Raw genomic sequence first — 18,525 nt, forward strand, 5'->3', positions numbered from 1 at the left:
CGACGTCGAGCTGGCCAAGTCGAACATCATGCTGATCGGGCCGACCGGCTCGGGCAAGACGCTGCTGGCCCAGACGCTGGCGCGCATCATCGACGTGCCCTTCACCATGGCCGACGCCACGACCCTGACCGAAGCCGGTTACGTGGGCGAGGACGTCGAGAACATCATCCTCAAGCTGCTCCAGGCCTCGGACTACAACGTCGAGCGGGCCCAGCGCGGCATCGTCTACATCGACGAGATCGACAAGATTTCGCGCAAGTCCGACAATCCCTCGATCACCCGCGACGTCTCGGGCGAGGGCGTGCAGCAGGCCCTGCTGAAGATCATGGAGGGCACCGTCGCCTCCGTGCCCCCGCAGGGCGGCCGCAAGCATCCGCAGCAGGAGTTCCTGCAGGTCGACACCGCCAACATCCTGTTCATCGTCGGCGGCGCCTTCGCCGGCCTCGAGAAGGTCATCTCGGCGCGTGGCGACGGGGCCTCGATCGGCTTCGGCGCCAAGGTCAAGGAGATCGACGAGCGCCGCACCGGCGACATTCTCAAGGGCGTCGAGCCGGACGACCTTATGCGCTTCGGCCTGATCCCCGAGTTCATCGGGCGCCTGCCGGTTCTGGCGACGCTGGAGGACCTCGACGAGGAAGCCCTGGTCAAGATCCTGACAGAGCCCAAGAACGCCCTGGTCAAGCAGTACAAGCGGCTGTTCGAGATGGAGAACGTCGACCTGACGTTCACCGACGACGCCCTGTCGGCCGTCGCCAAGAAGGCCATCACCCGCAAGACGGGCGCGCGCGGTCTGCGCTCGATCCTCGAGGGCATCCTGCTGGAGACCATGTTCGAACTGCCCACCTTCGAGGGCGTCGAGGAGGTCGTCGTCAACGCCGAGGTGATCGAGGGCAAGGCCCAGCCGCTGCTGATCTATTCGGAAAGCAAGGGCAAGAAGACGGCGACGCCCGACAGCGCCGCCTGAACTTCCCACACGGGGATTTGATCGGGGCGGGTCCTTTTGAGGGGCCCGCCCTTTTCGTTGCCCGAGGTGATGCGGCGGGAGCACAGGCGGCCGTGGCGACTTCGTGCGGCGTAGCGGCGCGCCCGCGCATGACCGGTGCGGGGGAGTCGTAGCCGGCGCCGGCGGCTTGCTCTCAGGCCCGCTGTGGACGGAACGGACGACCCGACGCCCGTTACGCTTGAACCCCGCGCGATCCGAACCACATACTCTTCACAAGGCCGCCGAATGGCGGGCCGAGTCGAAACGGCGGGGTCAGTCGCCCCGGACGCCGGCCCGGCGGGCCTGAGATCAACGAGGGCCCCGGGAAGTACGCATCATGTCCGAGAATACGACCAAAACCCTGCCCGTCCTGCCGCTGAGAGACATCGTGGTCTTTCCGCACATGGTCGTGCCGCTGTTCGTGGGCCGAGAGAAGTCCGTCAAGGCGCTCGACGAGATCATGAAGGGCGAGAAGCAGATCCTGCTCGCCACCCAGAAGAACAGCGTCGACGACGACCCGCAGGCCGACGCCATCTATCCGATCGGCGTGCTGGCCACGGTGCTGCAGCTGCTCAAACTGCCTGACGGCACCGTCAAGGTGCTGGTCGAGGGCAAGAGCCGTGCGCGCCTGACCCGCTTCACCGACCGGACCGAATATTTCGAGGCCGAGGCCGTCGAGATCGCGGATGATCCGGGTGAACCCTCGCAGTCGGAAGCCCTGCTGCGCGCGGTGATCGAGCAGTTCGAAAACTATGTGAAGCTGAACAAGAAGGTGCCGCCCGAGGCCCTCAGCTCCATTCCGCAGATCACCGACCCGTCCAAGCTGGCGGACTCCGTCGCCGCCCACTTGTCGGTTAAGATCGCCGACAAGCAGGGCCTGCTGGAGACCATCTCCGTGCCGTCCCGGCTGGAGAAGGTCTATGGCCTGATGGAAGGCGAAATCTCGGTCCTGCAGGTCGAGAAGAAGATCCGCTCGCGCGTCAAGCGCCAGATGGAGAAGACCCAGCGCGAATATTATCTCAACGAGCAGATGAAGGCGATCCAGCGCGAGCTGGGCGAGACCGACGATTCGCGCGACGAGATCATGGAGCTGGAGAAGCGCATCCGTAAGACGCGCCTGTCCAAGGAAGCCCGGATCAAGGCCGAGGCCGAGGTCAAGAAGCTGCGCAACATGAGCCCGATGTCGGCCGAGTCGACGGTGGTGCGGAACTACCTCGACTGGCTGCTGTCGATCCCTTGGGGCAAGGCCAAGACCAAGCCCATCGACCTGGAGAAGGCCGAGGCCATCCTCGAGGAGGACCACTACGGCCTCGAGAAGGTCAAGGAACGGATCATCGAATACCTGGCCGTCCAGGCGCGCACCAACAGCCTGAAGGGCCCGATCCTGTGCCTCGTCGGCCCTCCGGGCGTCGGCAAGACCTCGCTGGCCAAGTCGATCGCCAAGGCGACCGGACGCGAATACGTCCGCATGTCGCTGGGCGGCGTGCGCGACGAGGCCGAGATCCGGGGTCACCGCCGGACCTATATCGGCTCGATGCCGGGCAAGATCATCCAGTCGATGAAGAAGGCCAAGACGACCAACGCCTTCGTCCTGCTGGACGAGATCGACAAGCTGGGCGCCGACTGGCGGGGCGACCCGTCCTCGGCCCTGCTCGAGGTGCTGGACCCGGCCCAGAACAATGCGTTCGGGGACCACTATCTCGAGGTCGACTACGACCTGTCCAACGTCATGTTCGTGACCACGGCCAACAGCCTGAACATGCCGCAGCCGCTGATGGACCGGATGGAGATCATTCGGGTGTCCGGCTACACCGAGGACGAGAAGGTCGAGATCGCCAAGCGTCACGTCCTGCCCAAGGTGACGGCCGACAACGGCCTGAAGCCGGCGGAGTTCGTGGTGCCGGACGACACCATCCGCGACCTGATCCGCTACTACACCCGCGAAGCCGGCGTGCGGTCGCTTGAGCGGGCGCTGGGCGGCCTGGCCCGCAAGGCCGTGCGTGAGATGGCCCGCGAGAAGTCCCTGTCGATCACCGTCGACGCGGCCAAGCTGGCCGAGTACGCCGGGGTGAAGAAGTACCGCTACGGCGAGACGGACGAGGAGGATCAGGTCGGCATCGTCACCGGCCTGGCCTGGACCGAGTTCGGCGGCGACATCCTGACCATCGAGGCGATCAAGATGCCGGGCCGCGGCCGTATGACCGTGACCGGCAACCTGAAGGAGGTGATGAAGGAGTCGATCTCCGCCGCCGCCTCCTACGTCCGGGCCCGTTCGCTGGCCTTCGGCGTAAAGCCGCCGGTGTTCGAGAAGACCGACATCCACGTGCACGTGCCGGACGGCGCGACGCCCAAGGACGGTCCCTCGGCGGGCGTGGCGATGACAGTCGCCATGGTCTCGGTGCTGACCGGCATCCCGATCCGCAAGGACATCGCCATGACCGGCGAAATCACCCTGCGCGGGCGGGTCACCGCCATCGGCGGCCTGAAGGAGAAGCTGCTCGCGGCGCTCCGCTCGGGCATCAAGACGGTGCTGATCCCTGAGGAGAACGAGAAGGACCTCGCCGACGTGCCCGACAATGTGAAGGGCGCGCTGGAGATCGTCCCGATCAAGACGGCCGACGAGGCCCTGAAATGGGCCCTCACCGGTTCGCTGACTCCGGTCGAATGGGACGAGGTGGCCGAGCCTCTGCCCGCCGCCCCGCCGATCCAGGATCCGGGCACGGTTCCGGCGACGCACTGATCAAAAAGAACCCCGCCCGGAGCGATCCGGGCGGGGTTTTTCGTTGCGTCGGTAAAGGGGTCTAGAGGCTGTCGACCATCACCAGTTCGGCGTCGGCTTTCGCCGTGATGGTGATCTCGGCCTCGTCCTTGATGGCCGCGCCGTCGCGTGCGTTGAGGCGCACGCCGTTGACCTCGACCTCGCCGACGGCGGGAACCAGATAGGCGCGGCGGCCCTCGGCCAAGTCGTAGGTCAGGCTCTCGCCCGCCTTCAGCGTGGCGCCCAGCACCCGGGCGTCGGCGTTGATGGTCAGGGCGTCGTCGGCGGCGTCGCCCGAGGCCAGCACCGAGAATCGGCCCGTGCGGTCGGCCTTCGGGAAGGCCTTGGCGCCCCAGCCCGGCTTGGCGCCCGGCCGGTCGGTCTCGATCCAGATCTGGAACAGGGTCGTGGTCTCGTCCTCGAGGTTGAACTCCGAGTGGCGCACACCCGTCCCCGCGCTCATCACCTGAACGTCGCCGGCGCCGGTGCGGCCCTTGTTGCCCATCGAGTCCTCGTGGGTGATGGCTCCGGTGCGGACATAGGTGATGATCTCCATGTCGGCGTGGGGGTGGGGAGGAAAGCCCGACTTCGCGGCGATCTCGTCGTCGTTCCAGACGCGCAGCCGGCCCCAGCCCATGCGGGACGGGTCGTAATAGTTGGCGAAGGAGAAGTGATGCTTCGCGTTCAGCCAGCCGTGGTTGGCGCCGCCGAGGCTGGAGAAGTGCCGGACGTCGATCATGAGGGGTCTCCCGATGGGGGCGCGCAGCATACGGCGCACCGTTCGGGAGCTATATAGGTAACAGTGTCAGTGGCGGAAAGGGGTCACCCCGCCTGCGCCCGGTGTCTCAGCATCGCATCGGCCAGGACGCAGGCGGCCATCGCCTCCACCACGGGCACGCCGCGCAGGGCGACGCAGGGGTCGTGGCGGCCCCTGGTGCGCAGGTCGGTCTCGGCGCCGTCGCGGGTGACGGTCTGGCGCGGCGTCAGGATGGAGGAGGTCGGCTTGAAGGCGACGCGGGCGGTCAGCGGCTGGCCCGTCGAGATGCCGCCGAGCACGCCGCCGGCGTGGTTCGACAGGAACACGGGGCGGCCGTCGTCGCCGAGGCGCATCTGGTCGGCGTTGTCCTCGCCCGACAGTTCGGCCGCGCCGAAGCCGGCGCCGATCTCGACGCCCTTGACGGCGTTGATCGACATCATCGCCGCCGCCAGTTCGGCGTCGAGCTTGCCATAGACCGGCGCGCCCCAGCCGGCGGGCACGCCAGTGACCTCCAGCGCCACGACGGCGCCGATCGACGAACCCGCCTTGCGTATCCCGTCCAGATACGCCTCCCACGCCGGAACCACCTCGGCCGAGGCCGCGAACAGGGCGTTGTCGTAGACGGCGTCGAAATCCACGGCCTCCGGCGCGATCCGGTGCGGGCCCAGCTGGACCACGCCGGCGCGGATGCGCACCGCCTCGCCCAGCACCTTGCGCGCCACCGCCCCCGCCGCCACCCGCATCGCCGTCTCGCGCGCCGAGGAGCGGCCGCCGCCGCGGTGGTCGCGGACGCCGTATTTGGCCTGGTAGGTGAAGTCGGCGTGGCCGGGCCGGAAGGCGCGGGCGATGTCGCCATAGTCCTTGGAGCGGGCGTCCTCGTTGTCGATCTGGATGGCGATCGGCGTGCCCGTGGTGACCGGGCCGTCGCCGTCGTCGAACACGCCAGACAGGATGCGCGCCGTGTCGCTCTCGCGCCGCTGGGTGACGAAGCGGCTGCCGCCCGGCTTCCTGCGGTCCAGCCACGGCTGCAGGTCGGCCTCCGTCAGGGGGATCAGCGGCGGGCAGCCGTCGACGACGCAGCCGATCGCCGGCCCGTGGCTCTCGCCCCAGGTGGTCACGCGGAACAGATGGCCGAAGGTGTTGTGGGACATGGCCCGTCAGGCTTAGGCCGCGAGCCGGTCCGGCGTCCAGACGCGTGTGAAGCGGATCAGCAGGTCCTCGGCGGCCGAAGGGATGTCGTCGGAGGGCTGCAGGTTGACGAACAGGTGCCCTTGCGGCCGCCCGCCGCGCGCCGGCAGGCCGAGGCCCTTGAGGCGCAGACGCGGCGGGGCGTGGCCGGCGACGATCCAGGCGGAGCGGGAGCCGGCGTGGGTGTCGATCTCCAGCCGGCCGCCATCCTCGAGCAGCCGTGTCGGCACGGGGGCGTCCATGAACAGGTCGTCGCCGACCACGCTGAGCCCGTCCGCGCCGCGGATCAGCACCGGCAGATAGACATCTCCGCCGCCGCAGGCGCCGCGCAGGCGCAGATGTTCGCCGCTGCGAAGGCCCTTGGGCAGGCGGACATTCAACGTCCGCCCCGCCAGGCGCACGGCCACCTGTCCCCCGTTCAGGGCGTCCATCGGGCCGATAGCCACCACGGGCGGGGAGGGCGGGGGCGTGGCGGGCCCGGAGAGCGCCAGCGGTCGCGCGTCGTGGTCCTGGATCAGCCGCCAGGCGGCGATGACCTGGCGGAAGCGCACTTCGTCGCCGCCCCGCGCCGAAGGATGCGCGGCCTTCACCGCCGCCCGGAAGGCGGCGGTCAGTTCGGGCTCGGCCGTCCTGCCGGTCAGGCCGAGCAGGGCGTGGGCCTCGGCGAGCGAGGCGACCTCGGAGCGGGAGCGGACGTGCATCCGTCCATAAGGCCGCAGCTATGGTCAAGGCGGGGTTAACCGTGACGCCTCTCCCCAGAGGGGCCGCGAGGGTCTATCTGCACATCATGACCGCGCCCGTGATCCCGCCGAGCCCGACCCGTGAGGAGTACGCCGAGCAGTACGCCGCCGCCCTGGCCGCCAACGGCGACGAGACCATATTCGATCGCGCCGAGCCGATCGGCCTGTTCGTGGAATGGCTCGGCGACGCGAAGGCGACGGAGCCGAACGACGCCAACGCCATGACCCTCGCGACGGTGGACCCTGAGGGCCGGCCCGACGCGCGGGTGGTCCTGCTCAAGGACGTCGACGCCCGCGGCTTCACCTTCTACTCCAACCGGGAGAGCGCCAAGGGCCAGGCCCTGGCCGCCCATCCCTCGGCCGCCCTGCTGTTCCACTGGAAGTCGCTGAGGCGGCAGGTGCGGGTGCGCGGCGCCGTGGAACCGGTCAGCGAGGCCGAGGCCGACGCCTATTTCGCCAGCCGCGCCCGGGAGAGCCGAATCGGCGCCTGGGCTTCGGACCAGTCGCGGCCGCTCGAAAGCCGGGAGACGCTGGAGCTCGCCGTTGCCCGCGAGACGGCCCGCTTCGCCGACGGGGACGTGCCGCGGCCGGAACGCTGGACCGGCTGGCGGGTCGTGCCGGACTCGGTGGAGTTCTGGCGCGACCGGCCGTTCCGGCTGCACGACCGGCTTCGCTTCGACCGGGCCGGATCGGGCTGGACGAAGACCCGCCTCTGGCCCTGAGCCTGCTCTCGTGCGCGTCAGGCCGCGTAGCGGGCCAGGAAGGTCTCGACCGCATCGGCGACGACCTCGGCCGTCGAACGCCGCATCCGCACCTCGTCGCCGGTGACCAGCGGGACAAGGAAGACCGGGTGCTCGATCATTCCCATCAGTTGACCGGCGGCCCAGGACGGCTGCGCGATCGGCTTGAGCGCGCCTGACTCGCACAGCCGGACCAGCAGCGCGATGAGCGTTCCCCCGAACTCCGTCCGGCCCTTCTCGAAGAAGCGCAGGGCCACCGCCTCGAAGCGCGGCCGCTCGGCCATCACCAGACGGAACACCGAGCGGACGAAGCCGTCACCCATGAAGTCGGCGTAGGCCCGGGCGAAGCTGGTCAGGGTGGTGCGGGCGTCGCCCTCCTCCGCCCGGACGGTCGCCATCTGGCGCGCGAAGTCTTCGGCCGCGTCGTCGATCACCGCCGTGAACAGCGCGGCCTTGCCGCCGAACAGGGCGTACAGGGTGGCCGTCGACACCCCCGCTTCCCGCGCGATCGGCTCGATCTTGGTGGCCGCATAGCCTTCCCTGACGAAGCGCTGACGGGCATGGCGCACGATCAATTGCCGCTTGGGATCGGGCGGGGTGGCTGGAGGGATGACGGAGCCGTGCATCGTTTGGTCGCCTGCTTGGAGGCCAAGCTGACGCGCGCGGGGGGACGCGGTCAAGAGGTCGCCGGCCGATGTTCGCCGGTCAGCCGGTAAAGAGGCGCGCCAGCAGTGGATGGGCCAGCACCGGCGCCGCCAGCCGGACGACCGCCTGGGGGTCTTCGAGCCGGACAGCGGCCGTAGCATCGGCGACGATGAAGTCGGCGTTGACGCGCGACGGCTCGGTCAGCCGCTCATGCCCGGGGCGGACGGTGGCCAGATACTGCTGGATCACGGAATCGGCCGTGCGGCCCCGCTCGGCCTGGTCGCGCAGCAGGCGGCGGATGAACCTGATGTCGGCGGGCGTGTCCACATAGACGCGGATGTCGAACAGCTCGACGAGGCCGGGCGTGCACAGCACATGGGTGCCCTCGACGATCACCACCTCGGCCGCCCGCACCGGTTCGCCGCCCGGTTCGCGGCCATGGTGGATGAAGGAATAGACCGGGGCGGTGATGTCGCGTCCGGCCTTAAGCTCCGCCAGGTCGCGGATCATCAGCTCGTGGTCGCGGGCGGCCACGTCGTCGAAATCGAAGGTGGCGGCGTCGAAGCCCGGCAGGCTGGCCGCGTCCCGGTAGTAGGAATCCTCGCGCACCAGCACGGCGGCGTGCTCCGGCAGGGCGGCGACCAGAGCTTCCGCCAGGGTGCTCTTGCCCGAGCCGGACCCTCCGGTGATGGCGACGAGAATGGGCATGACGGCCTTCTAGGGCCAACCCGGGGTCCGCGCCAAGGCCGCGGTGGTTGACCCCGCGTCACGTTGCCTAACGTCAGCGGCCCCGATACTCCTTGCGGCAAGCGCCTCGGATAGCAGGCGCAAGCGAGGGATACCGATGCTCGGATTGATGCAGGACTGGCCGCTGACGGTCGACAAGATCATCGACCACGCCCGGAACTGGCACGGTCATCGGGAGGTGGTGACCCGGTCGGTCGAGGGGCCGATCGTCCGCACCACCTATGCCGAGATCCACGCCCGCGCCAGGCGCGTGTCGGGCGTGCTGAAGGACTGGGACGTCAAGGTCGGCGACCGCGTCGCCACCCTGGCCTGGAACAGCGGCCGCCACATCGAGGCCTGGTACGGCATCATGGGCATCGGCGCGGTCTGCCATACCCTGAACCCGCGCCTGTTCCCGGAGCAGCTGGCCTACATCATCAATCACGCCGAAGACAAAATCATCTTCGTCGACCTGACCTTCATCCCCCTGCTGGAGGCGGTGCTGCCGCACTGCCCCACTGTCGAGCGGGTCGTGGTCCTGACCGACGAACTGCACATGCCGGCTACGAAGCTGCCCGGCGCGGAATGCTACGAGGCACTGCTGTCGGGGGCCCCGGAGGACGTCGAGTGGGGTGGGTTCGACGAACTGACGGCCTGCGGCCTCTGCTACACCTCGGGCACGACCGGCAATCCGAAGGGCGTGCTGTACTCGCACCGCTCCAACTTCATCCATACCCTGCTGGGTCTGCAGGCCACGGTGCTTGGCGCGACGCCCAGCGAGGTGATCCTGCCGGTGGTGCCGATGTTCCACGCCAACGCCTGGGGCATCGCCTTCGGCGGGCCCGCGGCCGGGTCCAAGCTGGTCATGCCGGGCGCGCGGATGGACGGCGCCGCGATCTATGAGCTGATCGAGAGCGAGGGCGTGACCTTCTCGGCGGCGGTGCCGACGGTCTGGCAGGGTCTGCTGACCCATCTGCGCGAGAATAATCTGAAGATCCCGACGGTGAAGCGTGTGCTGATCGGCGGGTCGGCGGTTCCCGAAAGCCTGATCCGCGCCTTCCACGACGAGTTCGGCATCGAGGTTCTGCAGGGCTGGGGCATGACCGAGACCTCGCCGATCGGCACCCTGTCCAACCTGCCGCCCGAGCTGAAGGCCCTGCCGTACGACGAGCAGATGAAGTGGCGGGTCAAGCAGGGCGTGCCGCCGCTGGGCGTCGAATTGAAGCTGAAGAACTACGCCGGTCAGGAGATGCCTCACGACGGCCACACCTACGGGCGGCTGATGATCAAGGGGCCGACCATCGCCGGGGCCTATTTCAAGGGCGAGGGCGGCGACATCCTCGACCACGAGGGGTTCTTCGACACGGGCGACGTCTCGACCATCGACGAGCACGGCTTCATGCAGATCACCGACCGCGCCAAGGACGTGATCAAGTCCGGCGGCGAGTGGATCAGCTCGATCGAGATCGAGAACATCGCCGTCGGCCATCCCAAGGTCGAGCTGGCGGCTGTCATCGGCGCCGCCCATCCGAAGTGGGACGAGCGCCCGGTGCTGGTGCTCAAGCTCAAGCCGGGCCAGAGCGAGAACAAGCAGGAGCACCTCGAATTCCTGCAGGGCAAGATCGCCAAATGGTGGATGCCCGACGACGTGGTCTTCGTCGACGACATCCCGCTGGGCGCGACGGGCAAGATCGACAAGAAGCTCGTCCGCGAGCGGATGAAGGACTACCGCCTGCCGACGGCAGGCTGAGGCGATGGCGGGCCCTGGGCGCAGGAGCGGGGGAGGCGGCCAGCGTCTGGCGGCGATCGTCGTCATCGCCCCGATGTTCATTCTCGCCGCCGCCCTCGGCACGCGGACCGGCGTGTGGAGCTATGAAACCGGTCACGACCTGCTGACGGCGCGGATCGGCGTGACTCTGGGAACCATGGCGGTGCTGGCCGCCCTGGCGCTGCTTGTCTCCGCATTTCGACGCCGTGCACCGGTCTGGCTGGCGACGCTGGCCCTCGTCGTCTCGGCCCTCACCCTTGGAGGACTCGGCTGGCATATGACCCGGCTCGCGTCGGGACCGCCGGACGACATCAGCACGGACATGGCCGAGGTCCCCGGCTTCGGCGCGCTGGACGCCCGCCGGCGGGGCGCCGGCCCGGCTGCGAGAGGCGGCGTCGAGTCCTGCCCGGGCGCCCTGCCAGCCATGACCCAGGTGGCGCCCGAGTCGGCGGCCTGGGCCCTCCAGGAAGCCGGCTTCAGCCTGCAGGGCGGGGTCAGCGTCGGCCGCGCGGCGGGCACCCACACGGGCTTCTGGTTCGGCACGGTGCACGACGCCGTCATCCGCATTCGCCCAGGCCGCACCGATGTGCGGGTCGCCGCGCGGGACGGCCGGCCGCACGGCGGAGAGGCCTGCCGCCTGGCGACGCGGATCAGTGAGAGCCTGCGCGGCCTCGACTGAGGCTCAGGCGAGGCTCCAGACCGCGCTGATCCCCGGCTCCGGAGTCGCGCGAACCCGCCCGCCGCGCTCGAGGGCGATCAGGTGGGCCCAGACCGACAGCCCCGCCGCCGGCCACAGGCGCGAATCCACGGCGGCGTAGAGGCCCGGAACCATGTCCATGATCCGCCGCGGACCGCCCGCCAGCTGGGCCAGGACCTGCGCCTCCCGCTCCAGTCGATGCGCCCGATAGGCCTCGAGGAAGGGGCCCGGCTCGGTGACCGGCGCGCCATGGGTGGGCCACAGGGTGGAGAAGTCGCGCGCGATCACCGCGTCCAGGCTGGCCATATAGGCCGCCATGTCGCCGTCGGGCGGGGCCACCACGGTGGTCGACCAGCCCATGACGTGGTCGCCGCTGAACAGGGCGTTCTCCTCGCGCAGCACGAAGGCCATGTGGTTGGAGGCGTGACCCGGCGTGGCCATGGCCTCGATCGTCCAGCCGTCGCCGTCCAGCACCTCGCCGCCGGTCAGCACCACGTCCGGCGCGAAGGTCTCGTCGTCCTCCTCGTCGAGCGCGCCCGAGGCGTGGATCACCCGCGCCGGCGGCCGCGCAGCCAGCACCGGCGCTCCGACGGCCGTGGCGAAGGGGCGGGCGAGGGGAGAGTGGTCCCGATGGGTGTGGGTGACCAGCACGTGGCTGACGGTCTGGCCCTCCACCGCCGCCAGCAGGGCGTTGAGATGGGCTTCGTCGGGCGGGCCGGGATCGATCACCGCCACGCACGCCCCGGCTCCGGCGCGCCCGACGATATAGGTCCCGGTGCCGGTGAAGGTGAACGGGCCAGGATTGGCTGCGATGACCCGCCGGATCAGCGGCGACACCGGATCGGCGCGGCCATAGGCCACGTCCAGCTCGCGCACGAACGGGATCACGCGGCCCCCACAGTGCGGCCCGGCCCTTGCCTCGAAGCTCCGTAAATCATCCGCGGAGTGCCCGACATGGCCGTTTCCATCGCCCTGTCTGTATCAAAACGGCTCCAGCCCATCGCGGCGGCCTTCCTGTGTCTCATGGCGGCGCAACTTTTCGCCGCCTCCTGCACGCCGGATCCGGCGCCCTACGCCGTCCGCGTCGCCGTCGGCCGCTGAGCCCTTATAGCGGAACGCGGCCGAGGTCGTAGCCCGCCGCGGCCGCCGCCTGCCGCAGCTGCGCGGGGTCGGCGCCGGCCTGCCGCTCGGCCATCGCCCAGGCGGCCGCCGACCGCATGCCGGATCGGCAGAAGAACAGCGCCTTGTCGCTCTCTCCCAGGGAGTCGAGCACTGCACGGGTCGCCGCCACCGCGGCGGGGTCCGGCAGGCCGCGCGCCGGCGCGTGCACGACCGCCAGCCCCGCCTCGGCGCAGGCGCGGGCGATTTCCGCCGCGGACGGCTGACCCGGCTCCTCGTCGTCGGGCCGGTGATTCACCAAACAGGTAAATCCAGCTCCGCGCAGATCGGAAACCTGCCCCGGGGTCACCTGGCCGGTGACCCACACCTGCCGGGAAAGTGGCCGCAATGTAGCCGGCGGTAAGCTCATTCGAATAGACTTTCCAATGACTTCCTTTGGCGTGTGGCGGGATTGCGACAGACTGGCGATGATCGGGTTACGGCGCCGTATTTATGCTGCGCCTCGCCATTGCCAAGTCTAAGGTCGGGGCAATCTGCGTGCATTGGGGTGCGCGGAGTTGGTTGCCGTCGATGCTCGCTTCCTCCTGGATGCGCCCGGCGGTCTCAGGAGGACCACCCTTTGAAGACCCAAACCATCAAGCAGCGCTTGCTCCACTCGACGATGATCGGCGGAGCGGCGCTCATGGCGCTGGTCGCGGCTCCGGCCGTGATGCTCGCCACGCCGACCGCCGCGGTCGCGCAGGACTACACCACCGGCACGCTCGCCGGCACGGTCCAGGGCAATGACGGGCAGCCGATCAGCGGCGCCACCGTCACGGTTCGTTCGGCGGCCCAGGGCATCACCCGCTCGTCGGTGACCGGCGCTGACGGCGGCTTCCGCATCGCCCTGATCCCGACCGGCGCCTATGACGTCACCATCGAGGCCCCCGGCCGCGAAACCCTGAGCGAGCGCGTCAACGTCACCCTCGGCGGCGTGTCGAACTTCGCCTTCACCGTCGGCTCGGCCGGCGGCGCGGACGGCGCGACCAACGTCGGCGAAGTCGTCGTCACCGGCGTCCGCCGCCAGCTCGACCTGTCGCGCACGGCGACCGGCGTGACTGTCGACGTCGACGAACTGGTCGACCAGGTTCCCGTGGCCCGCAACGTCACGGCCGTTACCCTGCTGGCGCCGGGCGCCGTCGCGGGCGACACCTCGTTCGCCGTCGGCAGCGCCCAGCTCCAGGCTCCGCCGTCGATCTCGGGCGCCTCGCCCGCCGAGAACGCCTTCTTCGTCAACGGCCTGAACATCACCAACTTCGTCAACGGCCTCGGCGGCGCCACGGTGCCGTTCGAGTTCTACAAGACGGTTGAAGTGAAGACCGGCGGCTACTCGGCCGAGTTTGGCCGCGCCACCGGCGGCGTGATCAACGCCATCACCAAGTCCGGCACGAACGACTTCGTGCTGGAACTGCACGGCACCTGGGCCCCCGACTCGCTGCGCGAGGACTCGCCGAACGGCGTGACCACGCCGAACGGTCCGGGCGCCTACAACGCGCTGTCGGGCTTCGAAGAGAAGACCTTCACCATCGAAATGGGCGGGCCGATCATCCGTGACCGCCTGTTCGCCTACGGAATCGTGGCCTACCAGGACACGGAATCGCAGGTCGCCGACATGAGCGGCACCTATTCGGAAGACACCTTCAACGACGACCCCTTCTACGGCGTCAAGCTGGACGGCTACATCACCGACGATCACCGTCTCGAGTTCACCTACTTCGACACGTCGCGGACCCGCACGCGTAACAACTACGCGTTCGACACCACGACGGGCGTCATCGACTACGCCGCCGGCCCGCTGACCATCGACACCCTCGAACAGGGCGGTGAAAACTGGGTCGGTCGCTACACCGGCACGCTCACCGACTGGCTGACCGTCTCGGCCGCCTACGGTGAAAGCACCACCAATCAGTCGGCCGTCAACAATCTGATCGGAGAGTCGCGGGTGAACGACTTCCGCAGCGGCGACAACATTCGCCGCAGCCGGCAGACGGCCCTCGCCTCGACCACGCCGTTCCTGGCTGAGCGCACGTTCTGGCGCGCCGACGCCGACATCTTCTTCGACATGATGGGTCAGCACCACGTTCGCCTGGGCTATGACCACGAAGAGACGCTGCTGACCGAGTTCTCGATCCGCAACGGAGGCCGCAACATCGAGTATCGCATCGCAACGGCTGACAACACCCTTGGCCTGGCCGACGGCGACGAGTACATCCTGACCCGTTCGTTCACGGCGGGCGGCGGCTTCGAGGGTGAGAACGCGGCCTGGTACATCCACGACTCGTGGGATGTGAACGACAACCTGAACCTGCAGATCGGCTTCCGGAACGACACCTTCTCGGTGGCGGATCCGAACGGCACCACCTTCATCGACTTCGATGGCGAGAAGGCTCTGCGTCTGGGCTTCGCCTATGACCCGATGGCCGACGGCACGATGCGCTTCTACGGTTCGTACGGCCGCTACTTCCTGCCGCCGGCCTCGAACACGGCGTTCCGCATCGCCTCGCCGGCGATCGACTACAACGAGTTCTTCCGCGGCTCCGGCCCCGGCGGCACCATCGGCGGCCTGGACCCCGTCACCGGTCTCCCGACCGCTGGCTTCGGCACCCAGATCACCGCCGCGACCGGCGCCACCAGCCTGCAGACCTGCCCGAACGGCGTGGGCGCGACCCAGCCGGGCGTGGTGGCCTGCTCGGTCCGGGACGACGGCACCTCGACGCCGCCGGAACTGATCACCGCCCGGAACCTGGAGTCGACCTACGAGGACGAGTTCCGCCTCGGCTTCGAGTATCGCCTGACGGACCTCTGGACCGTCGGGGTCAACGGCACGTACCGCAAGCTGGGCCGGGTCGTCGAAGACGCCCTGCTCGACCAGGGCGTGATCGGCTACTGCCAACGTGAGGGCATTCCGATGACCATCGGCATCGTCGGCGGCGATGCCGGCGCGGCCGACGGCGAAGGCTGCGCTGAGCTGTTCCCGGGTCAGAGCTACTATCTGATCATCAATCCGGGCTTCGACACGGAAGTGACCCTGCCGGTCACCTTCGACGGTGAAGCCGGTCCGCGGACCATCACCCTGTCGGCCGAAGACCTCGGCATCCCGAAGGCCACGCGTGAGTACACGGCCCTCGAGTTCACCTTCGAACGCGCCTTCGACGGCGTGTGGGGCCTGCAAGGCTCGTATGTGCTGTCCCGCTCGGAAGGCAACTACGAAGGCGCGGTCAAGTCGGACATCGGCCAGACCGACGCCGGCATCGTCCAGGACTTCGACTTCCTGTCGTTCATCCCGGGCGCCTACGGCCTGCTGCCGAACCACCGCGGTCATCAGTTCAAGGCCTTCGGGTCGTGGCAGGCGACTCCGGAACTGCTGGTCGGCGCCAACGTCTCGGTGACCTCGCCCCGTCGCTACGGCTGCATCGGCCTGGCGCCGAACGACTACGCCGGCGGTGAAGGCCAGGTGGCCAACGACTCGTACGGTGCGGCCGCCCGCTTCTGCAACAACCTGGTTGTGGATCGCGGTTCCGTCTTCGCGACGGATTGGGTGACGCGCTTCGACCTGTCCCTGCGCTACAGCCTGGACGATCTGGTCCCGGGCAACCTGGTTCTGCGTGCTGACATCTTCAACGTCTTCGATCTCGACTCGTCCATCCAGGCGAACGAGTTCGGCGAAGGCGACGATGGCCAGCCGGAAGGCGACTACCAGGCTCCGACGGCCTTCCAGGCCCCGCGCTCGGTGCGTATCGGCTTCGACTGGGCCTTCTAAGGCGCCTTTCGGAACCACCAGGGATGAGCGGCGGACCTCCGGGTCCGCCGCTTTTTCTTTGCCTGGCGGCCGTCATCGAAAAACCATTGCCGCGTCTGAAGCGTTGCGGCATCCGAACCCCGTCCGACGATCCGTCCTCCGGAGCCTTTCATGATCGCCAGCCTCGTCCTCGCCACCGCCCTCCTGATCCAGGACGGCCCCGTCGTCACCGCTCCGCAGGACGGGCCGGTGGCCACCGCCGGGCCCGCGACGGGCGAGACCGCCGACGCCCTGCGCCTGCGCGAGGCGGTGGCCTACGCCAATCCGCTGCCGCGCGGCGCGCCGGAGCAGGACTATCCGCTGGTCGCCTGGTGCGAGGCGCTGGTGAACGGCCATGTCGCGCTGGGCGAGACCCTGACCGACGCCGATCCGCTGGACCGGGACATCATCCGGCTGGGCAAGCTCGAGGCCGCCGATTTCCGCTCCGCCCTGCAGGCGGCTGAACCGCGCCAGTCCGCCGCCAGCCGCGCCGCCGCCCGCGCCGCCGCCGCCGAGGCCACGTCCAAATGGGCCCCGCTGGCCAGCCAGGACGAGTCGGTGCGCAGCCAGGCCTTTGGCCTGTTCTTCGGCCTGCCCGGCCGTTGCGAGCACGCCGCCCGCCGCCTGCGTGAGAACATCACCACCCCGCCCGCGACCCCCGAAGAAGTGGGGCTGGAGTAGGGGCGGGTCACACCACCAGCGCCGTCATCTTCGGGGCGTGTGTTGCCCTAGGCCGCCACCGCCCTCGCGTCCGGGTCGTAGTTGAGGATCGGCGCCAGCCAGCGTTCGGCGGTCGCCATGTTCCAGCCCTTGCGCCGGGCGTAGTCCTCGACCTGGTCGCGGTCGATCTTGCCGACGCCGAAATAATGGCTCTCCGGATGGCCGAAATACAGGCCCGAAACGGCCGCCGTCGGGGTCATGGCGAAGCTCTCGGTCAGCTGTATCCCGGCCTTCGCTTTCGCGTCCAACAGTCTGAACAGCGTGGCCTTTTCCGTATGATCCGGTTGGGCCGGATAGCCCGGCGCGGGACGAATGCCCTGGTAGTTTTCGGCGATCAGGTCCTCGACGGAGGTCGCCTCGTCCGGCGCATGCCCCCACAGCTGCGTGCGGACCTCCTTGTGCAGCCGTTCGGCGAAGGCTTCGGCCAGCCGGTCGGCCAGGGCCGTGGCCATGATGGCCGAATAGTCGTCGCCCGCCGCCTTGAAAGCGGCGGCTCTTTCCTGCTCGCCGTGCCCCGCGGTGACCGCGAAGGCCCCGATCCAGTCCTCGCCGTCCTCGGCCACGAAGTCCGACAGGCACAGGTTGGGCTTGCCGCTGGTCTTGGCGATCTGCTGGCGCAGGCCGTGGAAGCGCGCGAGCTCGGTCGTCCGGTCTTCGTCGCTCCACACCACGATGTCGTCGCCGCGCGCATTGGCCGGCCAGAACCCGACCACACCGCGGGCCGTGAACCACTTCTCCTCGACGATCCGCTTCAGCATCGCCTGCGCATCCCTGAACAGGTCGCGCGCGGCCTCGCCGACGATCTCGTCCTCGAGGATCAGCGGATAGCGGCCGATCAGCTCCCAGCTGGCGAAGAAGGGGGTCCAGTCGATGTGGTCGGCGAGGTCCTGCAGGTCCCAGCCGTCGAAGGCGCGCACGCCGAGGAAGGACGGCTTCGGGGGCAGGGCGGGGGACTGCGGCCGGAAGCGGTTGGCCCGCGCCGCCGGCAGGCTCGCCCGCGCCTTGACCTCGCGCCCGCGCGCGAACTGTTCGCGGATGCGCACGTATTCGTCGCGGGTGGCCGCCTCGTTGCGCGCCTTCTCCGTCGGCGACAGCAGGCCCGAGACCACGCCCACCGCCCGCGAGGCGTCGATCACATAGGTGGTCGAGCCCCGCTTGTAGGCCGGCTCGACCTTGACCGCCGTATGGGTCCGGCTGGTCGTCGCCCCGCCGATCAGCAGGGGAATGTCGAAGCCGCGCCGTTCCATTTCACGCGCCACGAAGACCATCTCGTCGAGGCTGGGCGTGATCAGGCCCGACAGGCCGACGATGTCGACCCTGTGCTCGATGGCGGCGTCGAGGATGCGGTCGGCGGGGACCATGACGCCCAGGTCGATGACCTCGTAGTTGTTGCACTGGAGCACGACGCCGACGATGTTCTTGCCGATGTCGTGGACGTCGCCCTTCACCGTCGCGAGCAGAATCTTCCCGTTGGTCTGGCGCTCGGCGGCCATGCCCGCCGCGGCGCGCTTGGCCTTCTCGGCCTCGATGAAGGGGATGAGATAGGCCACCGCCTTCTTCATCACCCGCGCGCTCTTCACCACCTGAGGCAGGAACATGCGGCCCGCTGCGAAGCGGTCGCCCACCTCGTTCATCCCCGCCATGAGCGGGCCTTCGATGACGTCGAGCGGCCGCGCCAGCTTCAGCCTCGCCTCCTCCGCATCGGCCTCCGCGTAGTCGGCGATCCCGTTCACGAGCGCGTACGCCAGCCGCTCCTCGACCGGCAGCCTGCGCCACGCCGGATCCTCCTGCTCGGCCGGCCCGCGACCCTGAACGGTGCTTGCGAGCTCGAGCAGCCGCTCGGCCGCATCCGGACGGCGGTTGAGGAT

16 protein-coding genes are annotated in these 18,525 nt (G+C 69.1%); 8 read left to right on the forward strand and 8 right to left on the reverse strand.

From position 1 onward, the window contains the following. Both clpX and lon read left to right on the forward strand, forming a co-directional pair. On the forward strand, positions 1-964 hold a 964-nt coding region (gene clpX / locus VEA62_RS02920), incomplete at its 5' end, for an ATP-dependent Clp protease ATP-binding subunit ClpX (RefSeq protein ID WP_324818170.1). Positions 965-1,319: 355 nt separating this feature from the next. Then, positions 1,320-3,722 carry an endopeptidase La gene (gene lon / locus VEA62_RS02925; RefSeq protein ID WP_324818172.1) on the forward strand — a complete coding sequence of 801 codons (2,403 nt, stop codon included), beginning with the start codon at positions 1,320-1,322 and terminating at the stop codon, positions 3,720-3,722. 61 nt (positions 3,723-3,783) lie between these two features. Here the strand turns inward: lon and VEA62_RS02930 are convergent, their stop codons facing one another. The 3 genes from VEA62_RS02930 to VEA62_RS02940 all read right to left on the reverse strand — a co-directional run bounded on the left by VEA62_RS02930 (position 3,784) and on the right by VEA62_RS02940 (position 6,386). Further along, on the reverse strand, positions 3,784-4,479 hold the full coding sequence (locus VEA62_RS02930) for a pirin family protein (protein WP_324818175.1): 696 nt from the start codon (positions 4,477-4,479) through the stop codon (positions 3,784-3,786). 83 nt (positions 4,480-4,562) lie between these two features. After that, positions 4,563-5,648: a chorismate synthase gene (gene aroC / locus VEA62_RS02935; protein WP_324818178.1), complete on the reverse strand. Its 1,086-nt coding sequence runs from the start codon at positions 5,646-5,648 to the stop codon at positions 4,563-4,565. A 12-nt stretch (positions 5,649-5,660) separates the two neighbouring features. Further along, positions 5,661-6,386, reverse strand: a complete 726-nt coding sequence (locus VEA62_RS02940) for a DnaJ C-terminal domain-containing protein (protein WP_324818181.1) — start codon at positions 6,384-6,386, stop codon at positions 5,661-5,663. Between the two features lie 86 nt (positions 6,387-6,472). Between VEA62_RS02940 and pdxH the strand changes: the two genes are divergently transcribed. Next, positions 6,473-7,147 carry a pyridoxamine 5'-phosphate oxidase gene (pdxH, locus tag VEA62_RS02945; RefSeq protein ID WP_324818184.1) on the forward strand — a complete coding sequence of 225 codons (675 nt, stop codon included), beginning with the start codon at positions 6,473-6,475 and terminating at the stop codon, positions 7,145-7,147. A gap of 17 nt (positions 7,148-7,164) precedes the next feature. On the opposite strand, the gene VEA62_RS02950 is transcribed toward pdxH, so the two are convergent. Next, positions 7,165-7,791, reverse strand: a complete 627-nt coding sequence (locus tag VEA62_RS02950; RefSeq protein ID WP_324818187.1) for a TetR/AcrR family transcriptional regulator — start codon at positions 7,789-7,791, stop codon at positions 7,165-7,167. A 79-nt stretch (positions 7,792-7,870) separates the two neighbouring features. After that, positions 7,871-8,518: a uridine kinase gene (udk, locus tag VEA62_RS02955; protein ID WP_324818189.1), complete on the reverse strand. Its 648-nt coding sequence runs from the start codon at positions 8,516-8,518 to the stop codon at positions 7,871-7,873. Positions 8,519-8,654: 136 nt separating this feature from the next. On the opposite strand from udk, the gene VEA62_RS02960 reads away from it, so the two are divergent. Continuing rightward, on the forward strand, positions 8,655-10,286 hold the full coding sequence (locus VEA62_RS02960; RefSeq protein WP_324818192.1) for a long-chain-fatty-acid--CoA ligase: 1,632 nt from the start codon (positions 8,655-8,657) through the stop codon (positions 10,284-10,286). A gap of 4 nt (positions 10,287-10,290) precedes the next feature. Next, complete coding sequence (locus VEA62_RS02965) at positions 10,291-10,983, forward strand: DUF1499 domain-containing protein (RefSeq protein WP_324818194.1); 693 nt, start codon at positions 10,291-10,293, stop codon at positions 10,981-10,983. Between the two features lie 3 nt (positions 10,984-10,986). Here the strand turns inward: VEA62_RS02965 and VEA62_RS02970 are convergent, their stop codons facing one another. Continuing rightward, entirely contained in the window at positions 10,987-11,889 is a 903-nt protein-coding gene (locus VEA62_RS02970) for an MBL fold metallo-hydrolase (RefSeq protein WP_324818197.1), read from the reverse strand. A 66-nt stretch (positions 11,890-11,955) separates the two neighbouring features. Here VEA62_RS02970 and VEA62_RS02975 point away from each other — a divergent pair, with 66 nt between their 5' ends. Beyond that, a complete protein-coding gene (locus tag VEA62_RS02975; RefSeq protein ID WP_324818200.1) occupies positions 11,956-12,102 on the forward strand; it encodes a hypothetical protein in 147 nt (48 codons plus the stop codon). A 4-nt stretch (positions 12,103-12,106) separates the two neighbouring features. Here the strand turns inward: VEA62_RS02975 and VEA62_RS02980 are convergent, their stop codons facing one another. Next, on the reverse strand, positions 12,107-12,529 hold the full coding sequence (locus tag VEA62_RS02980; RefSeq protein ID WP_324818203.1) for a TIGR01244 family sulfur transferase: 423 nt from the start codon (positions 12,527-12,529) through the stop codon (positions 12,107-12,109). Between the two features lie 210 nt (positions 12,530-12,739). Between VEA62_RS02980 and VEA62_RS02985 the strand changes: the two genes are divergently transcribed. After that, positions 12,740-15,919 carry a TonB-dependent receptor gene (locus VEA62_RS02985; protein WP_324818206.1) on the forward strand — a complete coding sequence of 1,060 codons (3,180 nt, stop codon included), beginning with the start codon at positions 12,740-12,742 and terminating at the stop codon, positions 15,917-15,919. Between the two features lie 150 nt (positions 15,920-16,069). Then, the gene (locus VEA62_RS02990) at positions 16,070-16,618 is read left to right on the forward strand and encodes a hypothetical protein (RefSeq protein WP_324818208.1); all 549 of its coding nucleotides are present in this window, start codon (positions 16,070-16,072) and stop codon (positions 16,616-16,618) included. Positions 16,619-16,665: 47 nt separating this feature from the next. On the opposite strand, the gene VEA62_RS02995 is transcribed toward VEA62_RS02990, so the two are convergent. Beyond that, positions 16,666-18,525, reverse strand: a 1,860-nt coding sequence (locus VEA62_RS02995) for a vitamin B12 dependent-methionine synthase activation domain-containing protein (protein WP_324818210.1), incomplete at its 5' end; no start/stop codon positions are given.

The organism is Brevundimonas sp., assembly GCF_035627475.1.
Classification (GTDB): domain Bacteria; phylum Pseudomonadota; class Alphaproteobacteria; order Caulobacterales; family Caulobacteraceae; genus Brevundimonas.

What these genes read in the sequence shown, in the direction of transcription:
- VEA62_RS02930 (WP_324818175.1), bottom strand. Translation starts at nt 4,479, where the DNA reads ATGATCGACGTCCGGCACTTCTCCAGCCTCGGCGGCGCCAACCACGGC.
- VEA62_RS02980 (WP_324818203.1), bottom strand. Translation starts at nt 12,529, where the DNA reads ATGAGCTTACCGCCGGCTACATTGCGGCCACTTTCCCGGCAGGTGTGG.
- VEA62_RS02965 (WP_324818194.1), top strand. Translation starts at nt 10,291, where the DNA reads ATGGCGGGCCCTGGGCGCAGGAGCGGGGGAGGCGGCCAGCGTCTGGCG.
- VEA62_RS02960 (WP_324818192.1), top strand. Translation starts at nt 8,655, where the DNA reads ATGCTCGGATTGATGCAGGACTGGCCGCTGACGGTCGACAAGATCATC.
- udk (WP_324818189.1), bottom strand. Translation starts at nt 8,518, where the DNA reads ATGCCCATTCTCGTCGCCATCACCGGAGGGTCCGGCTCGGGCAAGAGC.
- aroC (WP_324818178.1), bottom strand. Translation starts at nt 5,648, where the DNA reads ATGTCCCACAACACCTTCGGCCATCTGTTCCGCGTGACCACCTGGGGC.
- VEA62_RS02950 (WP_324818187.1), bottom strand. Translation starts at nt 7,791, where the DNA reads ATGCACGGCTCCGTCATCCCTCCAGCCACCCCGCCCGATCCCAAGCGG.
- lon (WP_324818172.1), top strand. Translation starts at nt 1,320, where the DNA reads ATGTCCGAGAATACGACCAAAACCCTGCCCGTCCTGCCGCTGAGAGAC.
- VEA62_RS02975 (WP_324818200.1), top strand. Translation starts at nt 11,956, where the DNA reads ATGGCCGTTTCCATCGCCCTGTCTGTATCAAAACGGCTCCAGCCCATC.
- VEA62_RS02940 (WP_324818181.1), bottom strand. Translation starts at nt 6,386, where the DNA reads ATGCACGTCCGCTCCCGCTCCGAGGTCGCCTCGCTCGCCGAGGCCCAC.
- VEA62_RS02990 (WP_324818208.1), top strand. Translation starts at nt 16,070, where the DNA reads ATGATCGCCAGCCTCGTCCTCGCCACCGCCCTCCTGATCCAGGACGGC.
- pdxH (WP_324818184.1), top strand. Translation starts at nt 6,473, where the DNA reads ATGACCGCGCCCGTGATCCCGCCGAGCCCGACCCGTGAGGAGTACGCC.